The 23,832-nt window shown below is 51.5% G+C and carries 28 protein-coding genes; 19 read left to right on the top strand and 9 right to left on the bottom strand.

The genetic code is table 11. The features are described 5' to 3' along the window. Positions 1 to 42: 42 nt before the first annotated feature. The 6 genes from KD147_RS08255 to KD147_RS08230 form a co-directional block, all read right to left on the bottom strand. Positions 43 to 408, bottom strand: coding sequence for a hypothetical protein (locus tag KD147_RS08255; protein WP_212547490.1), 366 nt, complete (start codon positions 406 to 408; stop codon positions 43 to 45). 13 nt (positions 409 to 421) lie between these two features. Next, positions 422 to 1,396 (bottom strand): hypothetical protein, encoded by a 975-nt coding sequence (locus KD147_RS08250; RefSeq protein ID WP_212547489.1) that lies wholly within the window; start codon positions 1,394 to 1,396, stop codon positions 422 to 424. Between the two features lie 195 nt (positions 1,397 to 1,591). After that, complete coding sequence (locus tag KD147_RS08245; RefSeq protein ID WP_212547488.1) at positions 1,592 to 2,605, bottom strand: ABC transporter ATP-binding protein; 1,014 nt, start codon at positions 2,603 to 2,605, stop codon at positions 1,592 to 1,594. A 13-nt stretch (positions 2,606 to 2,618) separates the two neighbouring features. Continuing rightward, complete coding sequence (locus tag KD147_RS08240) at positions 2,619 to 4,109, bottom strand: ABC transporter permease (protein WP_105189058.1); 1,491 nt, start codon at positions 4,107 to 4,109, stop codon at positions 2,619 to 2,621. Next, a complete protein-coding gene (locus KD147_RS08235) occupies positions 4,109 to 5,149 on the bottom strand; it encodes an extracellular solute-binding protein (protein WP_105254590.1) in 1,041 nt (346 codons plus the stop codon). Before KD147_RS08235 ends, KD147_RS08240 begins: the two co-directional genes overlap by 1 nt. Beyond that, positions 5,150 to 5,962 (bottom strand): hypothetical protein, encoded by an 813-nt coding sequence (locus KD147_RS08230; protein WP_105254591.1) that lies wholly within the window; start codon positions 5,960 to 5,962, stop codon positions 5,150 to 5,152. 214 nt (positions 5,963 to 6,176) lie between these two features. On the opposite strand from KD147_RS08230, the gene ybaK reads away from it, so the two are divergent. The 6 genes from ybaK to KD147_RS08200 all read left to right on the top strand — a co-directional run bounded on the left by ybaK (position 6,177) and on the right by KD147_RS08200 (position 11,546). Next, on the top strand, positions 6,177 to 6,638 hold the full coding sequence (gene ybaK / locus KD147_RS08225; RefSeq protein WP_105189056.1) for a Cys-tRNA(Pro) deacylase: 462 nt from the start codon (positions 6,177 to 6,179) through the stop codon (positions 6,636 to 6,638). A 311-nt stretch (positions 6,639 to 6,949) separates the two neighbouring features. Beyond that, a complete protein-coding gene (locus KD147_RS08220) occupies positions 6,950 to 9,211 on the top strand; it encodes an acyl-CoA dehydrogenase (RefSeq protein ID WP_105254593.1) in 2,262 nt (753 codons plus the stop codon). Between the two features lie 111 nt (positions 9,212 to 9,322). Continuing rightward, complete coding sequence (locus tag KD147_RS08215) at positions 9,323 to 9,715, top strand: thiol-disulfide oxidoreductase DCC family protein (protein ID WP_105189054.1); 393 nt, start codon at positions 9,323 to 9,325, stop codon at positions 9,713 to 9,715. Then, positions 9,693 to 10,406 carry an SDR family NAD(P)-dependent oxidoreductase gene (locus KD147_RS08210; RefSeq protein WP_105254595.1) on the top strand — a complete coding sequence of 238 codons (714 nt, stop codon included), beginning with the start codon at positions 9,693 to 9,695 and terminating at the stop codon, positions 10,404 to 10,406. Before KD147_RS08215 ends, KD147_RS08210 begins: the two co-directional genes overlap by 23 nt. 21 nt (positions 10,407 to 10,427) lie before the next feature. Beyond that, positions 10,428 to 11,063, top strand: a complete 636-nt coding sequence (locus KD147_RS08205; RefSeq protein WP_212547487.1) for a flavin reductase family protein — start codon at positions 10,428 to 10,430, stop codon at positions 11,061 to 11,063. 81 nt (positions 11,064 to 11,144) lie between these two features. Then, complete coding sequence (locus KD147_RS08200; RefSeq protein WP_233998372.1) at positions 11,145 to 11,546, top strand: cytochrome b562; 402 nt, start codon at positions 11,145 to 11,147, stop codon at positions 11,544 to 11,546. A gap of 26 nt (positions 11,547 to 11,572) precedes the next feature. Here the strand turns inward: KD147_RS08200 and KD147_RS08195 are convergent, their stop codons facing one another. From KD147_RS08195 to KD147_RS08185, 3 genes are all read right to left on the bottom strand, one after another. Continuing rightward, positions 11,573 to 12,244 (bottom strand): glycine-rich domain-containing protein, encoded by a 672-nt coding sequence (locus KD147_RS08195; RefSeq protein WP_199774866.1) that lies wholly within the window; start codon positions 12,242 to 12,244, stop codon positions 11,573 to 11,575. 79 nt (positions 12,245 to 12,323) lie between these two features. Then, positions 12,324 to 13,409, bottom strand: coding sequence for an ABC transporter substrate-binding protein (locus KD147_RS08190; protein WP_212547486.1), 1,086 nt, complete (start codon positions 13,407 to 13,409; stop codon positions 12,324 to 12,326). 87 nt (positions 13,410 to 13,496) lie between these two features. Next, positions 13,497 to 14,150, bottom strand: a complete 654-nt coding sequence (locus KD147_RS08185; RefSeq protein WP_212547485.1) for a DUF6058 family natural product biosynthesis protein — start codon at positions 14,148 to 14,150, stop codon at positions 13,497 to 13,499. A gap of 167 nt (positions 14,151 to 14,317) precedes the next feature. On the opposite strand from KD147_RS08185, the gene dapA reads away from it, so the two are divergent. From dapA to KD147_RS08120, 13 genes are all read left to right on the top strand, one after another. Continuing rightward, positions 14,318 to 15,235 carry a 4-hydroxy-tetrahydrodipicolinate synthase gene (gene dapA / locus KD147_RS08180; RefSeq protein ID WP_212547484.1) on the top strand — a complete coding sequence of 306 codons (918 nt, stop codon included), beginning with the start codon at positions 14,318 to 14,320 and terminating at the stop codon, positions 15,233 to 15,235. 115 nt (positions 15,236 to 15,350) lie between these two features. Beyond that, positions 15,351 to 16,061 (top strand): beta-ketoacyl synthase chain length factor, encoded by a 711-nt coding sequence (locus KD147_RS08175; RefSeq protein ID WP_212547483.1) that lies wholly within the window; start codon positions 15,351 to 15,353, stop codon positions 16,059 to 16,061. Continuing rightward, positions 16,054 to 16,839: a lysophospholipid acyltransferase family protein gene (locus KD147_RS08170; protein WP_105189046.1), complete on the top strand. Its 786-nt coding sequence runs from the start codon at positions 16,054 to 16,056 to the stop codon at positions 16,837 to 16,839. Before KD147_RS08175 ends, KD147_RS08170 begins: the two co-directional genes overlap by 8 nt. Beyond that, positions 16,836 to 17,099, top strand: coding sequence for a phosphopantetheine-binding protein (locus KD147_RS08165; RefSeq protein ID WP_105189045.1), 264 nt, complete (start codon positions 16,836 to 16,838; stop codon positions 17,097 to 17,099). Before KD147_RS08170 ends, KD147_RS08165 begins: the two co-directional genes overlap by 4 nt. A 14-nt stretch (positions 17,100 to 17,113) precedes the next feature. Beyond that, entirely contained in the window at positions 17,114 to 17,359 is a 246-nt protein-coding gene (locus KD147_RS08160; RefSeq protein WP_105189044.1) for an acyl carrier protein, read from the top strand. Then, positions 17,359 to 17,931 (top strand): COG4648 family protein, encoded by a 573-nt coding sequence (locus tag KD147_RS08155; protein ID WP_105189043.1) that lies wholly within the window; start codon positions 17,359 to 17,361, stop codon positions 17,929 to 17,931. The genes KD147_RS08160 and KD147_RS08155 overlap by 1 nt, the downstream gene beginning before the upstream one ends. Then, the gene (locus tag KD147_RS08150) at positions 17,924 to 19,261 is read left to right on the top strand and encodes an AMP-binding protein (RefSeq protein ID WP_212547482.1); all 1,338 of its coding nucleotides are present in this window, start codon (positions 17,924 to 17,926) and stop codon (positions 19,259 to 19,261) included. The genes KD147_RS08155 and KD147_RS08150 overlap by 8 nt, the downstream gene beginning before the upstream one ends. Beyond that, a complete protein-coding gene (locus KD147_RS08145; protein WP_105189041.1) occupies positions 19,254 to 19,607 on the top strand; it encodes an ApeI family dehydratase in 354 nt (117 codons plus the stop codon). The genes KD147_RS08150 and KD147_RS08145 overlap by 8 nt, the downstream gene beginning before the upstream one ends. A 2-nt stretch (positions 19,608 to 19,609) precedes the next feature. Beyond that, complete coding sequence (locus KD147_RS08140) at positions 19,610 to 20,350, top strand: glycosyltransferase family 2 protein (RefSeq protein WP_212547481.1); 741 nt, start codon at positions 19,610 to 19,612, stop codon at positions 20,348 to 20,350. A 10-nt stretch (positions 20,351 to 20,360) separates the two neighbouring features. Beyond that, positions 20,361 to 21,308, top strand: a complete 948-nt coding sequence (locus KD147_RS08135) for a lysophospholipid acyltransferase family protein (protein ID WP_105254722.1) — start codon at positions 20,361 to 20,363, stop codon at positions 21,306 to 21,308. Between the two features lie 3 nt (positions 21,309 to 21,311). Next, the gene (locus tag KD147_RS08130; RefSeq protein WP_212547480.1) at positions 21,312 to 22,856 is read left to right on the top strand and encodes an HAL/PAL/TAL family ammonia-lyase; all 1,545 of its coding nucleotides are present in this window, start codon (positions 21,312 to 21,314) and stop codon (positions 22,854 to 22,856) included. Further along, positions 22,849 to 23,274 (top strand): acyl-CoA thioesterase, encoded by a 426-nt coding sequence (locus KD147_RS08125; protein ID WP_212547479.1) that lies wholly within the window; start codon positions 22,849 to 22,851, stop codon positions 23,272 to 23,274. Before KD147_RS08130 ends, KD147_RS08125 begins: the two co-directional genes overlap by 8 nt. Then, complete coding sequence (locus KD147_RS08120) at positions 23,274 to 23,831, top strand: LolA family protein (RefSeq protein ID WP_212547478.1); 558 nt, start codon at positions 23,274 to 23,276, stop codon at positions 23,829 to 23,831. Before KD147_RS08125 ends, KD147_RS08120 begins: the two co-directional genes overlap by 1 nt. Position 23,832 lies beyond the last annotated feature (1 nt).

The raw sequence follows: 23,832 nt of genomic DNA, 5'->3' as shown, positions 1-23,832 counted from the left end.
TTACAAGTTAAAAATATTTAAGATAAACAAGGCATAAGCCACTTATGTGTAAGCGGCTCTAACCCCAAAATCGACAGCACCGAGCAACAGGATAGTGGCAAATAGGCAGGCTAAAAATCCGGCGAATATCTTACTGCCTCGTTTAAAACCGAATTTACTGTAGCCATAGGCGGGAATGCCGATAAAACCGATTAGGGCGCAAAACAAGGGAAAATAACCAAGATGGGTTATTGAGTTCTCTGCGCCGTGGTACCTACACCAGGCAAAACAGCAAAAGGAAATAAACAGGGTATGAGGTAAAAAGGTAATGCTTTCCTTGCCGTGGGCATAGAAAAAGTAGCTATCGATCAGTGCCGCAATGATGTAAGAAAATAGCGCCAAGATAATTATTTTATTAGATTTTTTCATCTTCATTGGAGCCCTAGGCCAGATTATATTCGCGATTTGCCTTACACAAGTCGTCGTGCAGCGTCATCACATGGACTGCCTTTGGATCGGTAATATCCGCGCCAAGTTTCATCATAAATTTGCACGAGGCATAGTCATTGGCCTTGCGTTCATAGGCGCGTATCCAATCCTGCCGCTCTTTGAGGCGCTCCGCCTTAATAGGCCAGACTCCCGGGCGTGGACGAAGCCTTTCGATGCCCACGCGCCAGGGTTTGGGGCTGACCCTGGCCCTAAAACAGCGCTGATTGCGACACATTTGCATATAGACCCTGTCCGAGCCAAGACTTTTTAATAGCGCTGCCGCGCTCTCACTGGTGGGCTCATAGGTTTGCTCCATAAAAAGTATACGAAAGCCCATCGAGGTCTGGTAAATACGCAGATGCAGAGCGGGGTTATCGGCGCAGACCTGTTTAAAGCGCGTGATGGCCTCTTGTTCCAAGCCCCCCCTGCGGTTAATAAGCCGGTTGTTGATAAAGCCAGCCAAGGTGGAGGCCAATAGCAGCGACACCAGCAAGGTGGCAGATAACACCCACCAGGAGCTGGTGACCAAGGCGGCCGCAGTGCCAACCAGTGCCAGGCCGATAAACGCCCAGGTAACGAGTCTCGTCGAGGGAGCACTATCGAGATCTATGTCTGCGAACATCACATCCGGGGTGTTTAGGCACAAGGCGCCATAGGAGTTTCTGGAAATAACCACGTCTTGATGGTTAGCCACCACCTCTTCGCGGATAGGGATCCCTTCGGCACCGTTATAGGAAATTTTATGATCAACCCGTCTTACGTCACCTTGCTCACTCAGGCTCTTGAGTGCGTCATCAAGGCGCTCGTCCGCGTGGCGTTTCGCATCTTCTTCACTTATATCCGACCAGCCAAAGCGTTTGATGGTGTATTGTCGGTCGTTGGCGCGCGTTTTCGCTTGTGATTCGGACCAATACTTGGGAACTATCATGCCGTCTTCCTTGGGTGACTAATGGGCGGTGCGGAGGAAATATAACCTTTACCTTAGCACCTTTTGAATTCTAAAAACCAGGTTTTATTCAGTAAAGGCAATGAGTTATGGGAAATTTAAAGGTGAAAAAACGGGCCAGGGTAGAAGGAGTAGTTCGGGAGCCCAGCACAGTGGGCTCCGAGTGAGGTTTTACTATTAATGTCGCTGATACACCGCCAGCGGGTGCGACGTACTGAGCGAGATATGCACCTTATCGCCTGGGCGTACCATCACCTCGTGGCTCACGCGGCTAGTGACTTGGGTATTACACTCAAGCTCAACTGCACACAGGCGACTGCCGCCTTCAAAGCGCACCCAGGTGACGGTGCCGTTACTGTTAGCACCATTTTGTGCTAGCAACACATCGTCCGGGCGCAGCAGCACATCCACGGCACCAGTTTCACAATCTATGCCCTGCGCCGGCGCTATTCCGATGGCGGTGCTGGCTTGGCCATGTTGATAGTCACCGGCAATAAAGCTGGCTTCGCCTAAAAACCGGGCCACAAAGCGGTTACTCGGTAGGCTAAAGCAGTGCTCAGGAGTATCGATTTGCTGAATGCGCCCGTCTTTGAGCACCCCGACTCGATCGCCTACCGACAGGGCCTCTTCCTGATCGTGGGTCACCCAAATCGCCGGGACACCTGCTGCTTTTAGGGCGTTGCGAATATCCCAACGTAAGGTGTCCTTAAGCGCCGCATCCAGGTTTGATAGCGGTTCATCGAGCAGCACAAAGTCGGGCTGGTGGGCCAAGGTACGAGCCAAAGCCACCCGTTGCTTTTGCCCGCCAGACAAGGTGGCGGGCTTTTTATCACGAAACGCGCCTAGGCCAAGCAATTCAATCCAGTGCTCGGCCAAGGAGGTGTCCTTTAAACGAAAGCAGATATTTTGCTGTACGGTAAGATGGGGAAACAAAGCAAAGTCCTGAAACACCATGCCGACGCGGCGTTTCTCAGGTGGTACGTGCAATTTTGGTGTTGTTCGCCAGGTGCCGAGATTAATTTCTCCAGCGCTGATCGGAATAAGCCCGGCCAGAGCCTGTAAAATGGTGCTTTTACCACAGCCGGTGGGGCCAACCAGCATCAGGATCTCACTTTTATCCAGGGAGAGATCTAAGTCGCTTACGACCCGATTACTGCCATAATCGATAGCCAACTTACTAACAGATAACATGTATTTTTGATCCTTAATTACTGCGCTTTTCGCCGGAAAGCATAATAGCTAAACCACAGGCGGAGATCACCACAAGCAAGAGCCCGGGGATGGCGGCGCGGCCAAAGTAGCCAGCTTCGTAAACGCGCCACAGGTAGGTGGAGAGCGTCTCGAATCCAGTCGGTCCAAGCAACAAGGTCGCTTCTAACTCACGCATTGATTCTAAAAACACCAGGGCTGCGCCAGCGACTATGCCGCGGGCGGTCAGTGGCAAGGTAATGCGGGTAAAGGCTTCTCTTGGGCTGGCCCCAAGAACGCGTGCCGATTTTACTAAGCTGGCATCCATATGCTCGGTGCTGGTGCGTACCGAGCCGACCGCTAAGGGTAAAAACCGCAGCACATAGGCGATAACCAGCAGGGCCAGAGTTTGATAGAGCATGGGTAGTTGCAGGCCAGCGTACACCAGCGCGGTGCCCATGACGATGCCGGGAATGCCAAAGCCGAAATAGGTGATACGCTCCATAACTCGGCCTGCTTTACCACTGAGTGCCGCATGAGCCACGGGAATAGCGACAATCACCGCCATCAGGGCAGCGATGCCCGAGGCATAGGCCGAATGCCAGGCGATGGTGAAATCGAACTCGGCCAGGCCTTCGCGGACCAGCCACAGCGAGAAAACCCCCAGGGGCAGGCCAATCGCTAGTAATAGCACCGGCACGAAGGTAACGAACATGGCACCGAGTTGCCACGGCTTAGGAAAGAGCATCAGTGGGCGGCCATGGCGCTCGGTGGCGGTTTTAATTTGCGACTCTAAAAACAGCAAAAAGCCGACAATACACATTAACTGGAGCGACAGCATGGCGGCGCGGCTTAAACCAAAGGCATTGTACTCAACATAGATCACCCGGGTGAAGGTATCGAGGCGCATCATCGCCGGGGTACCGAAATCAGACAAGGTATACAGGGCCACCAACAAGGCGCCGGCGGCTATGCCGTTGACCACCCGGGGCAATATGACCTTAAACACGCTCATGGTCATGGTCATGCCCAAGGTTCTCGCCGCATTGACCATGCTGGCATCGAGGCTCAGCAGCGATGAGCGTGTGGTCAGCATGACAAAGGGGAAGGTATACAGGGTCATCACAATCGCGGCGCCACTGAGGCCATACATGGGCGGCGTTTCAATGCCAAACAGGGTATTTATTTCACCTCCCGGCCCAAAGGCCGCATACAAGGTAAAGGCACCGATATAACTGGGGATGGCCAGGGGTGCGGCAAACACCACTAACCACAGCCTCTTCAGCGGTAAATGCACATAGGCACTAATAAAGGCCAGGGGCACGCCAATAATAATCGAGCCCGTTACCGTTAGCGCCATCAGCGACAGGGTGTTGCCGAGTATGGTGAGGTTATGGCTATCGAATAGCGTGCTGGCATCACTGGCTAAGGTGAGCAGCACATACAAGGGTGTCAAGGCCACAAGCGCTGCAAGCAGCGCCATGGGATAGGAAGCGGGTAGACGCATCAGAGCACACCGGCATTACGCATTAAATCCAAGGTCGGGCGCAGGTCCGCCAGTTGCGTTAAGTCTATCTTAGGCGGCGAAATACTGGCTAATGACGGCAATCCCTCCGGCTGTTGAATGCCCTCGATAAGCGGGATTTCATAGGCCTCTCGGGCTAGGTAACCCTGTACTTCGGCGCTTAATAGATAACGCATAAAGTTGGTCGCCAGCGGGTCTTTATTCAGCGCGAGAATGCCTGAGGCATTAACCAAACAGCCTGCATCATTTTGGGTAAAGGCCAGATCTAATTTGGCATCGGGCTTGCCCGCTTTAAGGCGTAAGCTGTAGTAATGATTGGCAAAGCCGATGTCTACTTCGCCGCGCTCGACGGCCATCACCACTCCCAACTCACCGGCATAGGACTTGGCTTTCTTTTTGACTTTTTTCAGCCAGTTGGCCGTTTTATCATCGCCTTCGAGCAAACGCATGGCGGTGACAAAAGACTGGAACGAGGCATAGGCCGGAGCCCAGCCTATACTCAGGTCGCTGTCGGCAATGGCCATGATGCTTTGCGGGATCTGTTCCTTGGTCAAACGCTCGGTGTTATAGGGCAAAGTGCGTACCCTACCTGTGACCGGCGCCCAGCCCTCGTAGCGAAACTGAGGTTGCAGTTGTGCCGATAAGTCAGCAGGCAGTGGCTGCGCCAGACCGGCGTCGGTCACCAAGCCAATGGCGCCGGAGTCCACCGCCCAAAATAAATCGGCGCGGCGCACGCCCATTTTCGCTTCTGCGACTATGGTGTTGGCCAGGGCAGCCGTAGGGCCGCGGCGAATACCCAGTTCTAAATTCGGGTTCTTATCTTGAATCGCTTGCAGGACATTTTCATACAGACCGCCTTCGCCACGACCAAGATACAAGGTCAACTTACCTTCGAGGGCGGGCAGGGAGTCCACCGACACCGGGTTGGCAGCGGTTGCTGCAAATGCCCGTGATAGAGACAGCGGCAAGGTACTGGCCACTCCAAAGGCAGCCAATCCTTGAATAAAGGTTCTACGTTTCACTTAAAACACGTCCTTGCGGGCTTTTTCGGCCTTTTCAATGAGCTTTTTAGCGCGATCTAGTTTGCCCTGCATGGCAACGACCACAGCACGCACGTCATCGACGCTCTTGTTATCGGCGATCGCCTTTGGCAGAGTTACATTGAAGTCTTTTTCTAGCTCTTCAACCAGGTTGGCATCTTGCTCAATTAAGGTGCCTTCAACGCCTTCAAACAGGTGCAAGTAGGTGTCATGAACGATCTGCGTGGCTTCATCGCCAAGGCGTTCAGCATACTTAGCAACGACGCGGTCGAGCTTGTGCTTGATCTCGTCCATGGTGGCGCTTTGCGTCATGGTTTCTGTGGCCGTGGCCTTAACGCTCTGGAGCAGGCCTTTTTGCTGGAATTGCGCCGCCAGTTTAACTGCCCCCAAGCCTTGCCATAAGGCCGCATTGAGCGCTTCTTGCTGTTTGCGTGCTTCGGCCGCTGGCGCTTTATTGTCTATGGCCATCTTGATGCCGTAAAGCCCTTGCCAGATAGAGGCATAAACGGGCACATAGTTAGTTTCAATGGCGCTGTGAAATTTAACCGATTCCCAGTATTCGACCAGATCATCGCTGTTTACCGCCTTGTTGCCCTTGGCCTCGTAATCACTGACCATGGTATCAACCTTGCCAATCATCCATTGTACTTCTTCGGAGTAATCTTTTAGGTTTTCTTGTAAGTGATTCACGTGTTCGCCGATAGGACCGTTGGCAAAGGCCGGCTGAAAGCTAAATGCAGAGGCGAATAACAGGCTCACGCCCAAGGTTTGGACTGATTTAAACAATGAATTCATAGCGAGGGGATCCAAGGCTAATTGTAAATGATAGTTATTATCATATCCGTACAACTTGCTTAAATCAATACATTAAAGTGTCGCATTAGGTTACTTTCGTGCCGATGAGCTTAAGGCGAAGTGCATCGCTTAATAACCCGGCTGGAGCATGGACAAACGCCTAGGGCTAACAGTATGCTGACTAATGTCAAATACTCACAACAAGGGAATGGTCATGACGCCAGCAGTAACCTTTCTAACCAAGCACAAGGTGGCATTTGAACTTATCAGTTTTGAGCATGATAGCGGTGTCGAGAATTATGGTCAGGAAGTCATAGATAAATTGGCACTGGACGCTGCCCGGGTATTTAAAACCTTGGTGCTGGAAACCGCAGAGCAGGGGTTCGTGGTCGCCATTACCCCTGTGCATCAACAGGTGAATACCAAATCCCTGGCCAAACTGGCGGGCAGTAAAAAAGCGGCCATGGCCGCGGGGGCCGATGTGGAGCGGGTAACCGGCTATGTGCTCGGTGGCGTGAGTCCGTTTGCACAGAAAAAAAGACTCCCCGTGTATGTGCATCAAAGCGCTTTGGCGCAGGATACCATCTATGTCAGTGCCGGCAAGCGCGGCGTTGAACTGGCCCTGGCGCCGCAAGATTTAATTACTCTTCTTCAGGCTCGCTGCGGTGAATTTTAGCCCTGCCAGCAATTTCTCACCTCCTGTACCTTTTTAGGCGCTACTCTCGTAATTCTCCCAAGCACTCTTTTCTATACGCACTTGTACCACTTTTATGAAGAGCAAACTCGCCGTTGCTCGATTGTTTGTTTGCGAGTAAAAATTTATTTTTGCGTACACCTGTACGCTCAATAGCAGGGAATTCAACCGTCTTAGCGCCATTACGCAAATAAGTTATAAATTTTGTGTTAAAAAAACTGGTTGGACCAATTGATCTATTCAGATATTTATGCCGTAATAAGGGGTATGTTAACTGGTCAGATGAGTTGGTTATGAGCTTACGTACAAAATTAAAAAAAATCCTTCCTAGTATTTCGATTACAGAGCAGGAGGCGCTGGACGCCGGTGATGTGTGGTTAGAAGGTTCTATCTACCGTGGCAAGCCTGATTTCGCGGCGCTGCGCGATGTGCCCGCGGCAACCTTGAGCCAAGAAGAGCAAGCTTTCCTTGATGGCCCTGTGGCCGAGCTGTTGGAAATGATCGATGAGTCCGAAATTCAATCGGGCACGCATCTGCCAGCGCATATTCTAGAGTTTCTGAAAAAAGAGCGCTTCTTCTCGCTGATTATTCCGAAGAAGTTCGGCGGTCTTGAGTTTAGCCCCTATGCTAACTCGACCATAGTGGCCACCATCTCTACCAAGTCATCGGCGGTTGCCGTGACCGTGATGGTGCCAAACTCCTTGGGCCCGGGTGAGCTTTTGCTGCACTATGGTACCGAAGAGCAACAGAATCATTACCTACCACGTTTAGCTAATGGCCGCGATATTCCTTGTTTCGCCTTGACCAGCCCGGAAGCGGGTTCGGACGCCGGCGGTATTCCGGATATCGGCGTGGTCAAAGAAGGCGAATACCAGGGCGAGAAGGTACTTGGCCTGGAGGTTACCTGGGACAAGCGTTATATCACCCTGGCGCCTATTGCCACCGTATTGGGTCTGGCCTTTAAGGTGCAGGACCCGGATCACCTGCTGGGTGATAAAGAAGACCTGGGCATTACCTGTGCGCTTATTCCTAATACCCACCCGGGTGTGGAGCTGGGTAATCGCCACGACCCCATGGGCGTGCGTTTTTACAATGGGACGACGCGCGGTGAAAAAGTCTTCATTCCTATGGACTTTATCATCGGTGGACAAAAGAACATCGGCCGCGGTTGGCAGATGTTGGTGAGCTGTTTAGGTGCCGGCCGTGGTATTTCATTGCCTGCGTTAGGCGTGTCGGTATCTCAGGTGGCATTTAAAGGCTCTGCTGAATACGCCGCGGTGCGTGAACAGTTTGGTCTGGCCATCGGTCAGTTCGAAGGTATTCAGGAAAAGCTGGCCGATATCGCCGGTAAAACCTACTTACAAGAAGCCATGCGCGTACTCACCACAGAAGGTCTGGGCATGGGTCTAAAACCTTCTGTAGTAACCGCCATCGCCAAGTACCATATGACCGAAATCGGCCGTGACGTGCTGAACTCGGCCATGGATATTCAAGCCGGTAAAGCCATTCAGCGCGGCCCGCAAAACACCCTGGCCAGCGGCTTTGTTGCCCAGCCCATCGCCATTACGGTAGAAGGGGCGAATATCCTGACGCGTAACCTGATGATCTTTGGGCAAGGCGTGATGCGCTGTCACCCTTACTTGCAGAGCATGGTGGAGTCCATCCACTCGCAAGAAAAAGATGCCGATGCCACCTTTAATCGTATTTTGCGTAAAACTGTGGGTTACAGCACCGCCAATGCGCTGCGTGCTTTCAAACATGGTTTACTGCCGTTTACCGCGCCGAGCGCATCGTCTTTGCCTGAAGTACGCCAGTATGAAAAGGCGGTTCACAAGTTGTCGTCACGGCTAGCCGTGTATGCGGATTTCTCCTTGTTGGTTCTGGGTGGAAAGTTAAAGCAGGCGGAAATGCTGTCGGCGCGCCTGGGCGATGTAATGAGCTATATGTATGCGGCCATGGCCTCGATTAAATATTATGAGCAAAAGGTCAGCAGCGCAGATCGCGCGCAAGCGGCGCCATACTTCCACTATGCGACGCGCTGGGCATTGCACCAGGCAGAGCAGGCACTGCATGCCTTCTTGGATAACTTCCCGGCATCGGGCACCCGTAAGTTTATGCGCTTCTTAACCTGGCAGTACGGCTACAAAATGCCAACCATTGGCGACGATCTGGTTCGCGAACTGGCCCATCAGGCGCAACTGGATACGGCCATTAAAGCCCAGCTGACACATCTGGTGAAGCCGACGCCGGGCGATGGTCACGATATCAATGAGCAGGCCTATAAAGCCAAGCTGGCAAACCTTGAGAGCCTGGCCAAGGTACGCAAGGCCATTAAGTCGAAGCAGATTCGCTCTGGCGTGCGCTTTGCCGAGACGCTGGATAATGCCCTGGCGGCCAGTGTGATCGATGCCAACGAGTATGCGTCTTTGGTTGATTATAACCGCAAGCGTGAGCTGGCTATTCGCGTCGATGAATTCGATTTCGATATGAACCTGCTGCGCCCGGACGGCACCCGTGCCGACGGCCAGGACGTGAGCCTGCGCAGCGCCAGCTAATTATTCCTTGTCACATTTGCATTACCACCAAGCCCTTACCTTTGCGTAAGGGCTTTTTTATTGGGTGATCTTAAGGCGACCTCTGCTCGTAATGCCAGACGGAGGGAATGTATGCTTACTTTGTTTTATGACGGCAATTGTCCTTTGTGCACCGCCGAGATAAGAAAACTTAAAGGGTATGATCAGTGTGGAGCCCTAGCCTTGGTCGATATCAATAGTGACGAAGACTTGTCTCGCTACCCCATGATCGACTATCACGCCGCCAACGCGACCTTGCACGCCATTGATGAAAATGGACGGGTGTTACTTGGTTTGGATGCCAATGTCGCCGTGTGGCGGGCAGTTGGCAAGTACCCATGGTTAAGGGTGTTGCGCTGGCCGCTGATCCGTATTGTCGCAGACTGCTGTTATCGCATTTTTGCTAATAATCGCCACAGAATAGCGGGTTGGCTATCGGCTCGATCATGTAAAGAGCAATGCCATGTGGGTGAACGCCATGACTAAGGCCTTGATCATTGGCGCTTCGAGTGCGATTGCCCGAGCCCTAATCGATGAGTTGGAGTCACAGGGCACCCAGGTACACAGCGTGAGCAGATCCAGGCTTGAGCGCGAGCGCCATAGCTGTTTGGCTTACAGTGAGCAGGCGATTGCTAACTGGTGTCTTGATGCCCAGCAACAGGGATTGGCCTTTGAGTACATTTACATTTGCAACGGCGTGTTGCATAGCGAGGAGGTGCAGCCGGAAAAATCCCTAAGTGCATTTTCGCAGTCGGCTTTTTTCGAGGTGATGCAATGCAACACAGTGGTGCCTATGTGGTGGCTGTCGAACCTAACCAAACTCTTGACGCCTAACGCGCAAAGCGTGGTCACCATTTTGAGTGCGCGCGTGGGCAGCATCACAGATAACCGCTTGGGTGGCTGGTACAGCTACCGCGCTTCAAAGGCGGCCTTAAATATGCTTACCAAAACCACCGCTATTGAAATGAGGCGTACACACAAGCACAGCAAATTTTTGTTGTTTCATCCCGGCACCACGGACAGTGACCTGTCTAAGCCGTTTCAAAAAAATGTGCCTGCGGGCAAGTTGTTTACCCCTCACTTTGTCGCCCGGCGTTTGCGGGAACTGAGTACAGATTACGCCTTTCTCCCGTCCTGTGGCTTTTATGATTGGAATCGGCAAGCTATTGAGTTTTAAAGTTTATAGAGAATCTAATGTATGCAATTTAGTAAAGACGATCTCGACGCCATGCCCTCACGCTATAGAGCGCACTTCGTAAATAGCCTGTCGGGGTACAAAAGTGCAAATCTGGTGGGCACCACAGATGGCCAGGGTAATCATAACCTAGCCATTGTCAGCTCGGTGGTGCACCTAGGAGCGCATCCCCCCTTGGTCGCCATGATCATGCGCCCGGATGTGGTGGAGCGACATACCCTGAGTAATATAAGGTCTACGGGTTGGTATACCCTTAACCAGGTGAATAGTCACTTTTGGCAGGCGGCCCATCAAACATCGGCCAAGTACGGGGTTGATGAAAGTGAGTTTGATGCGGTGGGTTTGGAGCCACAATTTATCGGTGAATGTCCCGCTCCTTTTGTCAACCAAAGTCTGTTGAAATACTCGGTGAAATTGGTTGCCGAGCAGGTCATCGAACAAAACGGTACCTTGTTACTGATAGGTGCTATTGAGCAGGGGGAGGTGAGTGATGAAGCCCTGTGTGGTGATGGTCATATCGATCTTAACAGCATAGATACCGTGGCCGTAACTGGGTTAGACGGGTACCATGTTGGCAGCCGTCTTGGGCGCCTCAGTTATGCACAACCTCATGTATGGCCAAGCCCTATTGATGACTAGTGTAAAGGGGATTGACAGTGCTCTTGTGTCGGCAGTGTGCTCAGGTACAATGTCGGCAGTTTGAATTAAGAGGTTTCTCCCATGCGTTTAGTATTCACCCTATTTCTTAGCGCTTTTATCGGTATGGTGTCCGTGCAGGCATCTGCTCAGCAGAGCATAGATCTTGAAGCTGTGATGAAAAAAATGGGTCACAGTTACAAGCAGGCGGTTAAAGCCGAAGACCAAGGACAAATGCTTATGGCCTTGGATGAGCTTCAGACCTTGGTAGAGCAGGCTAAGCAGGCTCGCTTTAACAAAGAGCCGGAACAGTCGCTGCAGGGCTTAGACAAGGTACTGGAGCAAATTTCACTGGCGCGCACCCTGGCGAAAAACAATGAGTTGGCCGAAGCCAGTGTGGCCCTCAAAAGCATTGACTCACTGCGTAAAGAGTACCACGAACTGCATGAGCCTCCGGGTTTGTGGCAATTATTGTTTGGTCAATAATATCTAGTTTCCCATTGGTTGCGGTGTTAGTCGCCGCCGCCACAGCCTCCACCGCAGCTTGAGTCACCCCCGAGACTATCGCTCGAGCTCGACGTCGAACCACTGTCACCTGCACATCCCGATGAACAACCTATATGGGCGGCACAATAGCCATCACCATACAGGGGCGACTTTTTATTCTTGCAATCTAAGGCGTAGACAAAGCCATCTTTAATTTTAAGCTGGCTATCAATAGCGAACAGTAGGGGCAACTGCGTGGGTGCCGCTGCGGGCAGGTTGCTTTTGGCGCAGGCCAGACGCCAAGCGCGCCTGATACCATCCTGGGCCACCACCTTGGTTCTCATGGCCTCGCTTGGGGTATGGTGCAAAAAGCGCCCGAGTGCCTTTTTACAAAACTGCTGGTAGTTGCGGGTAAAGAGGATAAATTCATGCCAGGCCACGTCGACCACTTGCGAGGGCATGGCTACCATTTTATTGCGGGCCTGATTACAGATATAAAAGTAATCTCGTAAACCCTGAAGCACTAAGTCTAGATCCTGCTCAGTTAGGTGAGGGTAGGTGTTTTTCACCTTGGCCGCAATCGCGGGTGCAAACTGGTATTGCTCTATATAGACACGCTGTGCTTGCTTTTTGCGGCGATGGTATAAATAGACGCTCAGACCTAAAACGATCAGTGCCGTGATGGATGTCATTATCATTTGCTGTCCCTGCCCATAGGTAATTCTTTTTATTATTCAGCTAACTACGGGTTGCCCTTGGAAGCAAGTTGTTTTTTGGCTAACAACCTTTTTGTAAACACAGGGCAAGGTTTTGCAAGGTAAAGGGCCAGGTGTCTTCATGCTCTTTGCTAAAGCGTTTAAAGTTGATATCGTCCAGGGTGCGCTCTTGTATGGCCTTAATCAGGATGTGATATTGCTCAACATCGGGTTCGAAAATAGCAAGGTTACTATCGGAGATAAAATTACTGCCTTGTCTATGACTGTCGTGCAGCATGATCAGGGCCGCAGCACCTAATAACACATGGCCGCCAACGGACACATCTAAGTGTTCATCGGTGCCCATCTTATCCCAATTTATACCGCCAACCACAGGGAGCACGGGGGCGTTGACGTTTTTTGCAGCTCTGAGGGCGCCACCGGCAATGGGGTCGTTGGCTGCCCAGATTATATTAATGTTTTTGATATGACTGAGTACGCGAATGCTTTTACGATAGCCTTCTTTTTCGGACCAATTGGCTACCTCGTGATACACCAGGTTTACCTCAGGGTGCTGGCGTAAGAAGAGTTCCAAACCCCGTTGGCGACTGAGCGCCGAGTCGGTACGGCGATCGCCATACAAGGCCAGCATGTTCAGTTGCGTATCTTCGCCAAAGCGTGCGGTGGCGCGATCAAATAAGCCGCGCGCCAACTTATAACCCGCCTCGAAATGATTGGGAATGATGTAACCGAGCAGCCAATCTGGCTTGGTAGTGAGTATGTGCTCTTCCGGGGCGTTATAGATAAATAAAATCGGCTTGTCTAATTTGGCATCCGCTTTAATAAGCTTGGTGATGGCTTTTTTTTCATCGACCACTATTACATAGTCGGCGTCGCTTCTGAGCGCGTCATTAAGTTGCGACTTCATTAAAATATGATTGCGATTGGCATAGGTGACCGACAATTGTATATCCAGATCTTCCGCCACCGCTTCCATCGCCAACGTCACGTTACGCCAAAACAGCCCGGTTGCATTATCGAACTGGTGACCGGGATTCACAAAGCGCACCTTGAGTGGTTGCGCTTCGGACTCGGCATGCACCGTCTTGCCGATTAGCAGCGAGCTGAGGGTAAAAAAAACGAGAAAAAGGCGGAAAATCGTCATCATTTCAACATATAACTGATACAGACCCTAGTGTATGTGGCGCGCGCGCATCAGTAAAGGAAGGGCTGATAAATTCCGCTTTGTTTTAGCTTAGCGCTTTAACGATAAATCATATTTTTGCACTAGGGCATCTAGGTATTTGGCGCGCAGCGAATGTTGGTATTCATGGCTGGGCGGCTCAATAACAGCCTTGGAAAATTGCTTCATTAACGGATGCAATTGTTGCCTTTGTTCGGCACTGAGGGCGGTGATCGTCATTCCCTCGGTGAGCGTGTCTATACTGTAGCGCAGCGCATCCATATGAATAATTTCCTCAATTTGCCCTTGCCGCGTTTGGGTACCGAATTGGCCGCTTAAAAATTTCTGCCACAGGTGGGTGAGGCGTTCGTCAATATCTTCCAGGTAGTCGTCAACCAGGTAAAGTCCTTCGCTTTGCAAATAATTCAGGGCCTGCATCGCGCGCTGGGCAAAAAGATTAAAGGCAACACTGGCCGAGTCAATATTTGCCTTACTTATTTGTCGTCCCCAATCCTGCATGGCGATAGGATAGTATTGCCAAAATACCTGACAGTCATAGATCCCCTGCACCGAGTGACACTGAATACTGTTTTCCAGGCTATAACTGGCATGTGGAAAAATGCACAGGTGTTGCCAGTGCTCCAATTGTTCACGGTCGATGCCCAGGTGTTGGCAAAGCTGATCTTCCCGGTAGAAAAACTGTTCCAAATAATCCAAAAGATGCATAGATAAATTAGTAACTGTATATTTATACAGTTATCTTGATTCAAAGCTGATTAAGTTGCAAGCCCTAAAATGGAGAAAATTTATCAGGCAATTGGGTCGACCCCCTCGGCATAGGCGTTTGAATATGATTAAATTAGTAAAAATAGCTAGTAAGAGAAGCCAATAGTATGGGAACTATGGAGCAATTAAGACAAGCACGGGTGATCACGGCGATAAAAACCCCGTACAACGACGATGGCGAAATTTGCCTAAAGACCTTTGATGCTTTGGTGGAGCGCCAGATTGCCGCAGGTGTTGATGGTATAGTCGTCGGTGGTACCACGGGTGAAGGGCAACTGATGAATTGGGAAGAGCATTTAATGCTGATTGCCCATAGCGTCGCCGCCTTTGCCGAGCGCATCTTGATCATCGGCAACACCGGCAGTAACAATACTCGAGAAGCCATCAAAGCCACCAAGTACGGCTTTGCTACCGGCATGCACGCATCGTTGCAGATCAATCCCTACTATGGCCGCACCTCCGAGCAGGGGCTAGAGGCGCATTTTAAAGGCGTACTGGATATTGGACCGGCGTTTATCTATAACGTCCCAGGACGTACAGGCCAGGACTTAACTCCTGAATTTATCGGCTCATTGGCCCAGCACGACAACTTTATCGGTATGAAGGAGTGTCAGGGTAACGAGCGTATTGCCGCTTATGAGCGCCAAGGCATCGCCTGTTGGTCCGGTAATGACGATGAAGCCCATGACGCGGTGCATCAGCACGGCGCCCATGGTGTGATCTCGGTGGCCACTAACCTGATCCCCGAGCTGTTTTGTGAGCTGCTTAAATCACCCCAGCCGGAACTCAATGCCGAGCTAACGCCGCTGATGAATTGGCTGTTCTGCGAACCTAACCCTATTGCCATTAACACCGCCCTGGCGATGACCGGTGCGGTGAAACCGGTACTGCGTTTGCCTTATGTGCCATTAACACAAAAACAACAAGAGCAGGGTGTTGAACTCATGTCCAAGTTGGACAAAAAACACCTAGTTGGCGAGCAAACAGCGGCTATCATCGCTGAAAATGCGTTTAAATTGTACTAATTGTAGGCTCGTTAACATTTAGTGACTTAACAGCCGGTTAATTGTACCGGCTTTTTTGCTATTTTTTTTACAATCCATTACTATTTGCGCCTTATAGATAAACGGACTTTTGGTGATGAAGTGTGCTGTCGAAAAGTTGGCCGTGTATGTGGCACAGCCAGCCTCAACAGAAAATATTGAGCTTAACGAAATCTTAGATGCGTTAGCGTCAGAGTTTATTGCGCTTGATGTCAGTTGGGTCAAGCCGATTCAGCGCCGCCGTTTAAGTCATTTTGCCAAGATGATCCTCAGTTGTGCCCACCAGGTAAATCCCGAGGCGCAGCCGATGCCGATCATTTTCTCCTCCCGCCATGGCGATTTGCATAAAACGTCGGACTTGTTGGCCCAATTACAAGCGCGAGAACCCTTATCACCCACTCAGTTTGGCTTATCCGTTCACAATGCCGTAGCCGGACTGCTATCAATTCTGACCAATAACAAGGCACCCATTGTCGCCCTGGCCGGCGGTAGTGACAGCATTAACAGCGCCCTGTGCGAGGCCTATATGCAGTTGCAAGACCCGGAGGTAGAGCGGGTGATGGTGATCCATGCCGACCGCGCTTTGCCCGAGCTGTATCAGGAGTTTGCCTATGAGCCACAATTGGACCACTGCGTAGCACTGGTAATGAGCAAGGTCCCCGAGGCCATCAAGGGAGGCACTAGCTTTCGCCTTGAGCAAAGTAATGATGCAGCGAAATTGACTCAGCTGCCGGCACTGTATTTGGCCCAGGCTTTGCTTCAGCAACACAGCACTGAGCTTTGTGGATGGCGATTGCACTATGATTAGCAAGCTGAACTACTGTTGGCGGGTACTTGGCACTGGTTTTTGTTTTGCCCTCTTTGGTCTCGGTGGTATGATCTTAAGCCTGACTATCTTGCCTTTGCAGCGGCTGATATACCGTCAAACCGAGGTGCGTCAGCGTAAGGCTCGAAAACTGGTGCACTACACCTTTCGCTTTTTTGTTGCCGTGATGGATACCTTAGGAGTGATAGGTTTTCATGTACATAACCGCGACGCCTTTAAAAATCTGCGTGGGCAACTGATCCTTGCCAATCATCCAAGCTTAATTGATGTGGTGGTGCTGATTGCCGCTGTGCCCAGAGCAGATTGTGTGGTTAAGGCGCATCTGTTTAAAAACCCTTTTATGCGCGGCGTGATCCAAAGTACCGGTTATATCAGCAATGATGATCCCGAAGGCTTGCTGGTGGATTGTTGTCGCTCTTTGGCTGCGGGCAATAATTTGATTATTTTCCCCGAGGGAACCCGCTCGGATCGGGGCTCACTGCAAAAGTTTAAACGCGGGGCTGCCAATATCGCCTTGCGCTGTGGTTTGCCAGCGGCCTCGGTGATCACCTCGGTGCTGATCACCATGAAGCCGTCCACCCTAACCAAGGGCACGCCCTGGTATAAGGTGGCGCCGAAAAAAGCGCATTTTTCAATGCATATTGCCGCCGAGCAACCGCAGCCCTGGCAGGGCCATGACCATGAACCCATGAGCATGCAATCGCGGGGCTTGACCAAACACTTAGAAACTTATTTTCATAATCAAGTAGCGAATTTATGAGTGATTTAAAACTAGAACTAAAACAACTGATTATTACCAGCTTGGATCTGGAAGACATCGAAGTCGCAGACATAGACGACAGTGAGCCCTTGTTCATTGACGGCCTTGGCCTAGATAGTATCGATGCGCTGGAATTGGGTCTGGCCATTAAAAAGGCATTCGATGTGAAAATCGATGCCAACTCAGAACAAACGAAAGCCCATTTTGCATCTATCAATGCATTGGCTGAGTTTATTGAACAATCGCGCAACAACGCTTAATAGTGGAATAGAAGATGAAAACTGCTGCTGAAATTTATGACGTATTACGTGGCATTTTAGAGAACGACTTTGAAATTGACGCCGACGACATCAGTATGGATGCCAACCTATACGAAGAGCTGGATTTAGACAGTATCGACGCCGTTGATTTGGTTGTGAAACTAAGAGAAATCACCGGTAAGAAAATCGAGCCTGAGGCCTTTAAACAGGTGCGTACCGTATCCGACGTAGTAAAAGAAGTCGAACAACTCGTTAATTAATGATGCTTAAAGGCATAGTGAATGCGCTGATCTCCCTGTGCCTCTTGGCCTATCCGGTATTGGTATACCTGGGGTTAAGCCAGGGGTATGAGCAACAGGTGGCCTGGCTATTGGCCCTGTTGTTAGGAGGGCGAGCGCTGCTGGCGCTGCGTCACAAGGCGATCGGCAACTGGTTATTACCTATCTCTGCCGTCGGCTTACTGCTGGTGTTGATGGCGCTGATGCGTGGCTCATCCCTGTGGTTGCAACTCTACCCGGTGATGGTAAACCTGATCATGGCCATCACCTTTACCCTGAGTTTGCTGCAAAAGCAGAGCATGGTGGAGCGTTTTGCCCGTTTGCAAGAGCCGCAACTCAGTGCGCAAGGCGTCCGTTATACCCGCAAGGTCACCATGATCTGGAGCGCCTTTTTTGTGCTCAACGGGCTCGCCGCGTCTTACACGGTCTGGCTTGGTGATGTGGCTTTGTGGACCTGGTATAACGGCTTTATCGCCTATGTGCTTATCGGTATCTTGGCCGCCAGCGAGTGGACATATCGCCTGTGGTTAAAAAGGCAGGGCAAGCTTGTATAAATTAAAACATCTCCTTGGCGAACACATGGCCAGTCGCAGTGGCTGTGCGTTTGGTCGCGAGCAATTTCTTGCTTTAGTCGAGGACTTATATCGCCGTTATGCGTCCCTTGAAGCCGGCTCCTCGGTGTTGCTGCATCACAGCGATAGCATAGAATTTGCTGCACGCCTGCTGGCCTTAGCGCAATTGCCGGTGGATATCGTCTTGCCTCCTAACGGGCAACCTCAGACCCTTTTTGACCTGCAACAGATCACCACCTTGTATGCCGGCGAGTTAGGCGCTAATTGCCCGCCGGGATTCACCCTGGTGGATAGGTTAAGTCCCAAGACGTCATCGGCCAGCGATTTACATTGGCCCAGCAGTGCACAGGGCGCAGGCAGATTAGTGTTCTTTACCTCAGGTTCCAGCGGTCCCGCCAAGGCAATTTATAAACGCTGGGATGCCATTAACTGCGAACTAGAGACTCTAGAGCAGACTTTTAACGGTACTGAGCAGCAGTCGCTGTCATTTATTGCCATGGTCTCGCACCAGCATATTTATGGGCTCTTATTTAAACTGCTGTGGCCGCTGCGTTATGGGCATTTTTTTGAAGCCAGCAGTTACCAATACCCGGAGCACTTAGTTAAACGACTTGGTGCTCATCAGCGTTGGCTGGTGGTGGCCTCGCCAGCACAGTTATCCCGGCTTGTGGATGACAATGTCTTGGTGGCAAAGCGCACCCAGATAGAGCGAATTTTTTCCTCCGGCGGACCCTTGGCGGACTCCGATGCCATTACCTTGGCCGAGCAGCTCCACCAGGGGATCGTGCAAGTTTACGGCAGCACCGAAACCGGCGGCATAGGCTATCGCAGTGTGCTTTCAACGGCAGCAACGCCCTGGCAGCCTTTTACTGGGGTAAGCCTAAGCGAAGAGCTGGGCCGATTAGTACTACAGTCTCCCTTGATTGATGAAGCAACCCGGCTTTTGGATGACAAGGGCCAGGTATTGAGTGACGGGCAGTTTTTATTACTTGGGCGCGCCGACAGAACCGTGAAGGTAGCGGAAAAGCGAGTCGATCTGGTTGGTATGGAAGCGCGCTTGCGCCAGCACCCCATGGTGCGCGCCTGTGCGCTGCTGCAACTGCCATCGGGACGTTTGGGGGCCTTGGTGGCGCTCAGCAAGGCAAGTGAGTTGCAGACTCCCAGCAGGGAAGTCACGGTGCAGTTAAAGGCCTGGCTGGGGCAGGAGTTTGAAGCCGTGTGTGTGCCTCGTAAATGGCGTTATTTTGAGCAGCTGCCGTACAACAGCCAGGGCAAGCTGATTTATTCGCAATTGGAGCAATATTTTGTCTGATCTAGTGATAACCGAACCGCAGATCCGTGCCATTGAGCAAACGGACGATCAGGTTTCGCTGACCTTGTATTTACAGCCGGAGCTGGATTATTTTCGTGGCCATTTCCCCGGTGCACCTATTCTGGCTGGCGTCGTGCAGCTTGATTGGGCAGTGCAGTATGCCCGTCAACACTTCGGTATGGAAGGCGACATAGCCGATATCGAAGTGCTGAAATTTCAGGTGGTGATGACTCCCGAGCTGGAAGTGACCCTGCAGTTGGTAAAGAAAAATAACGACAAGGTGCTCTTTAGCTATCACTCTGAAAAAGGCCAGCATGCCAGTGGCCGCCTGGTGTTTGCGAGTTAACCATGAACCTCTGTATCGTCATCCCCAACTACAACCATACCCATGCCATCGACCAGGTGTTGGCCCAATTGTGTGGCGCCGGTTACAACATAGTCATGGTCGATGATGGCAGTCACGGCGAAGCGCAAAGCTATTTCGATGAGCTGGCACCCCGTTACCCGCAGCTGACGCTGCTGCGTCATCAGGTTAACCAAGGCAAGGGCGGGGCGGTGCAAACCGGTCTGCGCTGGGCATATGAAAACGGTTACAGCCATGCCTTGCAGGTTGATGCCGATGGCCAACACTGCATCGCGGACATCGACCGTCTGGTGGAATGCGCTCGCAACAACCCCGAGGCCATTATCAGTGGTCGCCCCGTGTATGACGACTCGGTGCCCAAGCACAGATATTTGAGTCGCTATATCACCCATGTATGGGTGTGGATAGAAACCCTGAGCCTGTCGATTAAAGACTCCATGTGCGGCTTTCGCGTTTACCCCTTGGCGCCTTGTATGGCGCTCTTTGAACGTTGTGAGCTGGGTAAACGCATGGACTTTGATATCGAAATCATGGTGCGCATGTATTGGCGCGGCACCCCCTCACGCTTTGTCGACACCCAAGTGATTTACCCCGAAGACGGGGTGTCGCATTTTCAGCCCCTGGCCGATAACGTCAAAATAAGCTGGCTGCACACCCGGTTGTTTTTCGGCATGTTAGTGCGCCTGCCTAAATTACTGTGGCATAAGTTCAGTGGCCAAAGGTAAGCGGCGCGATATGAGCGAGCAACATTGGTCAAAAACCAAAGAGCGCGGCAGCTATCTTGGCATGCAGTTTTTACTCGGCGTGTATAAGCTCTTTGGTCGCCGGGTGCTTTGGCTGTTTATGTTTGTGGTGGTGTTTTATTTTTATGTCAGCGGCAGAAAAGCACGCCGTGCGTCCCTTGAGTACTGGCACCGTCTCCACAAGTTTGACTCCAGTCAACCTAAGCCTAGTTTTGGCACCGGGTTAAAACATTTTTGTACCTTTGCCGACAGCGCCTTTGATAAGATTGATGCCTGGCTTGGACGCATTACCCCGGCGCAATTGCGTTATCAAAATCAACATCTTTTTGATGATCTGGTGGCCCGTCGCCAGGGCGCCATTTTTATCGGCTCGCACTTGGGTAACCTGGAAGTATGCCGGGCCTTGGGCATGCGTCATCAAAACTGTGTGATCAATGTGCTGGTGTTTACCGAGCACGCGGTGGAGTTTAATCGCACCTTACAGCGCATTAATCCCAATGTCAGCGTCAACCTTATCCAGGTCAGTGATATGGGCCCGGATCTGGCGATTTTACTTAAAAGCAAGGTCGAGCAGGGTGAGTTCGTGGTGATTGTTGGCGATCGCACCAGCACTAGTGCGGTAGGCCGGGTGCACTATGCGTCCTTCCTTGGGGAGCAGGCGCCTTTCGCTCAGGGGCCTTTTATTCTTGCGGCGCTGCTGGAGTGCCCAATATACTGGCTGTTCTGTACCCGAAGTGGTGATGGGTTTGACGTCCATTTCAGTCATTATAGCGAGGCCTTATCCTTGCCGCGTAAAACCCGGCAGCAGGCCCTGGCTCAGGTAATAGATGATTACGCCCAGCAGTTGCAGCGCGTGGCGCTGCAATACCCTTATCAATGGTTTAATTTTTACGATTTTTGGCAACGCGACGAAGACAGCGTGCGCCACAAGGAGAAGTAGTTCGTGTCTAGTATTCAATCCATCGAGTTTGGCGCTGCGCCGCTGCGCATTGAAGATATCGTTGCCTTTGCCCGCCTAGATGCGGTAGCGCACATTAGTAATGACGAGGCCTTGGCGCGCAAAATTGACTCGGCGGTGGCCTTTTTAGATGAACTGCTTGAAAAAGAAGGGGTGATTTACGGTGTTACCACAGGCTACGGCGACTCGGTGACCGTGGGCATTCCCCTTGAGTTAGTGCAAGAGCTGCCTTTGCATCTCACCCGTTTTCACGGCTGTGGTATGGGCGCTCATTTCTCTCATGCCGAGTCGCGTGCCATTTTGGCAACCCGATTGACCTCGCTGACTCAGGGCTATTCTGGCGTAAGCTGGGAATTGCTGTACCTGTTGCGCGATATGCTGAATCAGAAAATCCTGCCCTTGATCCCGCAAGAGGGGTCGGTGGGCGCCAGTGGCGACCTCACGCCGCTTTCTTATGTGGCCGGTGCATTAGTAGGTGAGCGCGATGTGTATTTTCAGGGGGAGGTGATGGCCGCCAAAGACGCCTTTGTCAAGGTGGGCCTGAAACCCATCACATTGCGCCCAAAAGAAGGCCTGGCAATCATGAATGGCACCGCGGTGATGACCGCCATTGCCTGTTTGGCCTTTGACCGCGCCAATTACCTGCATAAGCTGGCGACCCGCATTACCGCCTTAAGTTCATTGGCGCTGAAGGGCAACAGCCATCACTTCGATGAAATCTTATTCTCGGTGAAACCGCATACTGGACAGCAGCAGGTGGCGGCCTGGATCCGTGATGACCTAAATCATCATAGTCACCCGCGCAATGCCGAGCGCTTGCAGGACCGTTATTCGATTCGTTGTGCGCCCCATGTCATTGGTGTGTTAGCGGACTCCTTGCCCTGGTTGCGTCAGTTTATCGAGAACGAGCTCAACTCCGCCAACGACAACCCCATTATTGATGGCGAGGGAGAGCATGTATTGCATGGTGGTCACTTCTATGGCGGCCATATCGCCATGGCCATGGACAGCATGAAAACCGCGGTGGCGAATTTGGCCGACCTGGCCGACAGGCAAATCGCCTCCTTGGTGGACACCAAGTACAACAATGGCCTGCCAAGTAACCTCAGCGGTGCCCATGACGACCGTAAGTACATCAACCATGGCTTTAAAGCGGTGCAGATCGGGGCTTCGTCCTTTACCGCCGAAGCCTTGAAACTGACCATGCCCGCCAGTGTGTTTTCGCGCTCTACCGAATGCCATAACCAGGACAAGGTAAGCATGGGTACTATCGCCGCCCGCGATTGCATGCGGGTGCTGCAACTGACCGAGCAGGTGTTGGCCTGTACTCTGTTGGCCGCAGTACAGGGGCTGCGTATTCGTATTGCTCGTGGTGAAGTCGACGAACAAGGTTTAAGCACAAATATTCGCACCATGTATAGCGATGTTTGCAGCTATTTTGATAACCTAACAGAGGACAGACCACTGGAGCAGACCCTGCGCACCACGGTGGATTACATAGTGCAGCAACGTTGGGACCTGTATGAATAATAAAAATGCCTTGCTGGTTAGCTCAGTTGAAATAGAGATCCCGTTTCACGATTGCGATCCTATGAATATTGTTTGGCATGGCAACTATGCCCGCTACCTTGAGGTGGCGCGCTGCGAGTTGCTGCGCCAATTCGATTATGACTATTTGCAAATGCGTGAGTCGGGCTATGCCTGGCCCATCGTCGATATGCGCATTAAATACATAGACTCGGCGCTGTTCACCCAGCGTATACGTGTCGAGGCCTATCTTAAGGAATACGAACAACGCTTAAAAATCGACTATGTGATCTTCGACGCTGCCACCAATAAGCGCTTGACTAAAGCCTATACGGTGCAGGTCGCTGTTGAGCAAGACAGTGGTGAAATGCAATATGTGTCGCCGCCGATTTTAATGCAAAAACTGGCCAAGGTACTGTAATGAAAAAGCTTTTAGTCAGTCTATGGTTTACGCTTATGTGTGCGGCAAGCGCAGCTGCAAATGAGCCTAAGGTCCAAAGTGAGCAGGGCAGTTTTAGCCAGGCGAAAACCTTTGCCGGTTTTAACCAGCCCTTTATCAGCAAGGGTGAATTTACCATAAGTAGCGAGCAGCTGTTATGGCATACCCTGACGCCAATCGATTCGCTGTTGAAAATCGATGGTGATGGCGTGTTTGAGCGCCAAGCGGATGGTCAATTTCGCCGGCAAGGCCAGGCCGGGCCCTATAGCCGCTTGTTGCAAGCCCTGTTGGCACAAGATCAACACCAGCTGACGCAATTCTTTACCAGCAGCGAGGCCGAGTTACCGGCATCCCTGTTAGAAAAGGACTATTCATGTCAGCAACTTACTCCTATCACACAAGAGCTGCAAAGCTTGTTTAGCCGCTTTATTAGCTGTGCTGATGGCGATACACGGGTGCGCTTTATCGGCTTGTATGAACACAGCGGCACGGCCACAGAAATCACCCTTAGCTTTGAGCCCGGTGTAAGCCAAGAGTAGC

This window comes from Pseudoalteromonas sp. BDTF-M6 (genome assembly GCF_018334135.1).
Lineage (GTDB): Bacteria > Pseudomonadota > Gammaproteobacteria > Enterobacterales > Alteromonadaceae > Pseudoalteromonas.
The sequence above is the reverse complement of the archived record's forward strand: the minus strand, read 5'-3'. Positions and strand labels throughout refer to the sequence as shown.

Excerpts from the sequence above, each read along its gene's own strand:
- KD147_RS08255 (WP_212547490.1), bottom strand. The coding sequence starts at position 408 with ATGAAAAAATCTAATAAAATAATTATCTTGGCGCTATTTTCTTACATC.
- KD147_RS08250 (WP_212547489.1), bottom strand. The coding sequence starts at position 1,396 with ATGATAGTTCCCAAGTATTGGTCCGAATCACAAGCGAAAACGCGCGCC.
- KD147_RS08245 (WP_212547488.1), bottom strand. The coding sequence starts at position 2,605 with ATGTTATCTGTTAGTAAGTTGGCTATCGATTATGGCAGTAATCGGGTC.
- KD147_RS08240 (WP_105189058.1), bottom strand. The coding sequence starts at position 4,109 with ATGCGTCTACCCGCTTCCTATCCCATGGCGCTGCTTGCAGCGCTTGTG.
- KD147_RS08230 (WP_105254591.1), bottom strand. The coding sequence starts at position 5,962 with ATGAATTCATTGTTTAAATCAGTCCAAACCTTGGGCGTGAGCCTGTTA.
- ybaK (WP_105189056.1), top strand. The coding sequence starts at position 6,177 with ATGACGCCAGCAGTAACCTTTCTAACCAAGCACAAGGTGGCATTTGAA.
- KD147_RS08220 (WP_105254593.1), top strand. The coding sequence starts at position 6,950 with ATGAGCTTACGTACAAAATTAAAAAAAATCCTTCCTAGTATTTCGATT.
- KD147_RS08215 (WP_105189054.1), top strand. The coding sequence starts at position 9,323 with ATGCTTACTTTGTTTTATGACGGCAATTGTCCTTTGTGCACCGCCGAG.
- KD147_RS08210 (WP_105254595.1), top strand. The coding sequence starts at position 9,693 with ATGTGGGTGAACGCCATGACTAAGGCCTTGATCATTGGCGCTTCGAGT.
- KD147_RS08205 (WP_212547487.1), top strand. The coding sequence starts at position 10,428 with ATGCAATTTAGTAAAGACGATCTCGACGCCATGCCCTCACGCTATAGA.
- KD147_RS08200 (WP_233998372.1), top strand. The coding sequence starts at position 11,145 with ATGCGTTTAGTATTCACCCTATTTCTTAGCGCTTTTATCGGTATGGTG.
- KD147_RS08195 (WP_199774866.1), bottom strand. The coding sequence starts at position 12,244 with ATGATAATGACATCCATCACGGCACTGATCGTTTTAGGTCTGAGCGTC.
- KD147_RS08190 (WP_212547486.1), bottom strand. The coding sequence starts at position 13,409 with ATGATGACGATTTTCCGCCTTTTTCTCGTTTTTTTTACCCTCAGCTCG.
- KD147_RS08185 (WP_212547485.1), bottom strand. The coding sequence starts at position 14,150 with ATGCATCTTTTGGATTATTTGGAACAGTTTTTCTACCGGGAAGATCAG.
- dapA (WP_212547484.1), top strand. The coding sequence starts at position 14,318 with ATGGGAACTATGGAGCAATTAAGACAAGCACGGGTGATCACGGCGATA.
- KD147_RS08175 (WP_212547483.1), top strand. The coding sequence starts at position 15,351 with ATGAAGTGTGCTGTCGAAAAGTTGGCCGTGTATGTGGCACAGCCAGCC.
- KD147_RS08170 (WP_105189046.1), top strand. The coding sequence starts at position 16,054 with ATGATTAGCAAGCTGAACTACTGTTGGCGGGTACTTGGCACTGGTTTT.
- KD147_RS08165 (WP_105189045.1), top strand. The coding sequence starts at position 16,836 with ATGAGTGATTTAAAACTAGAACTAAAACAACTGATTATTACCAGCTTG.
- KD147_RS08160 (WP_105189044.1), top strand. The coding sequence starts at position 17,114 with ATGAAAACTGCTGCTGAAATTTATGACGTATTACGTGGCATTTTAGAG.
- KD147_RS08155 (WP_105189043.1), top strand. The coding sequence starts at position 17,359 with ATGATGCTTAAAGGCATAGTGAATGCGCTGATCTCCCTGTGCCTCTTG.
- KD147_RS08140 (WP_212547481.1), top strand. The coding sequence starts at position 19,610 with ATGAACCTCTGTATCGTCATCCCCAACTACAACCATACCCATGCCATC.
- KD147_RS08135 (WP_105254722.1), top strand. The coding sequence starts at position 20,361 with ATGAGCGAGCAACATTGGTCAAAAACCAAAGAGCGCGGCAGCTATCTT.
- KD147_RS08125 (WP_212547479.1), top strand. The coding sequence starts at position 22,849 with ATGAATAATAAAAATGCCTTGCTGGTTAGCTCAGTTGAAATAGAGATC.
- KD147_RS08120 (WP_212547478.1), top strand. The coding sequence starts at position 23,274 with ATGAAAAAGCTTTTAGTCAGTCTATGGTTTACGCTTATGTGTGCGGCA.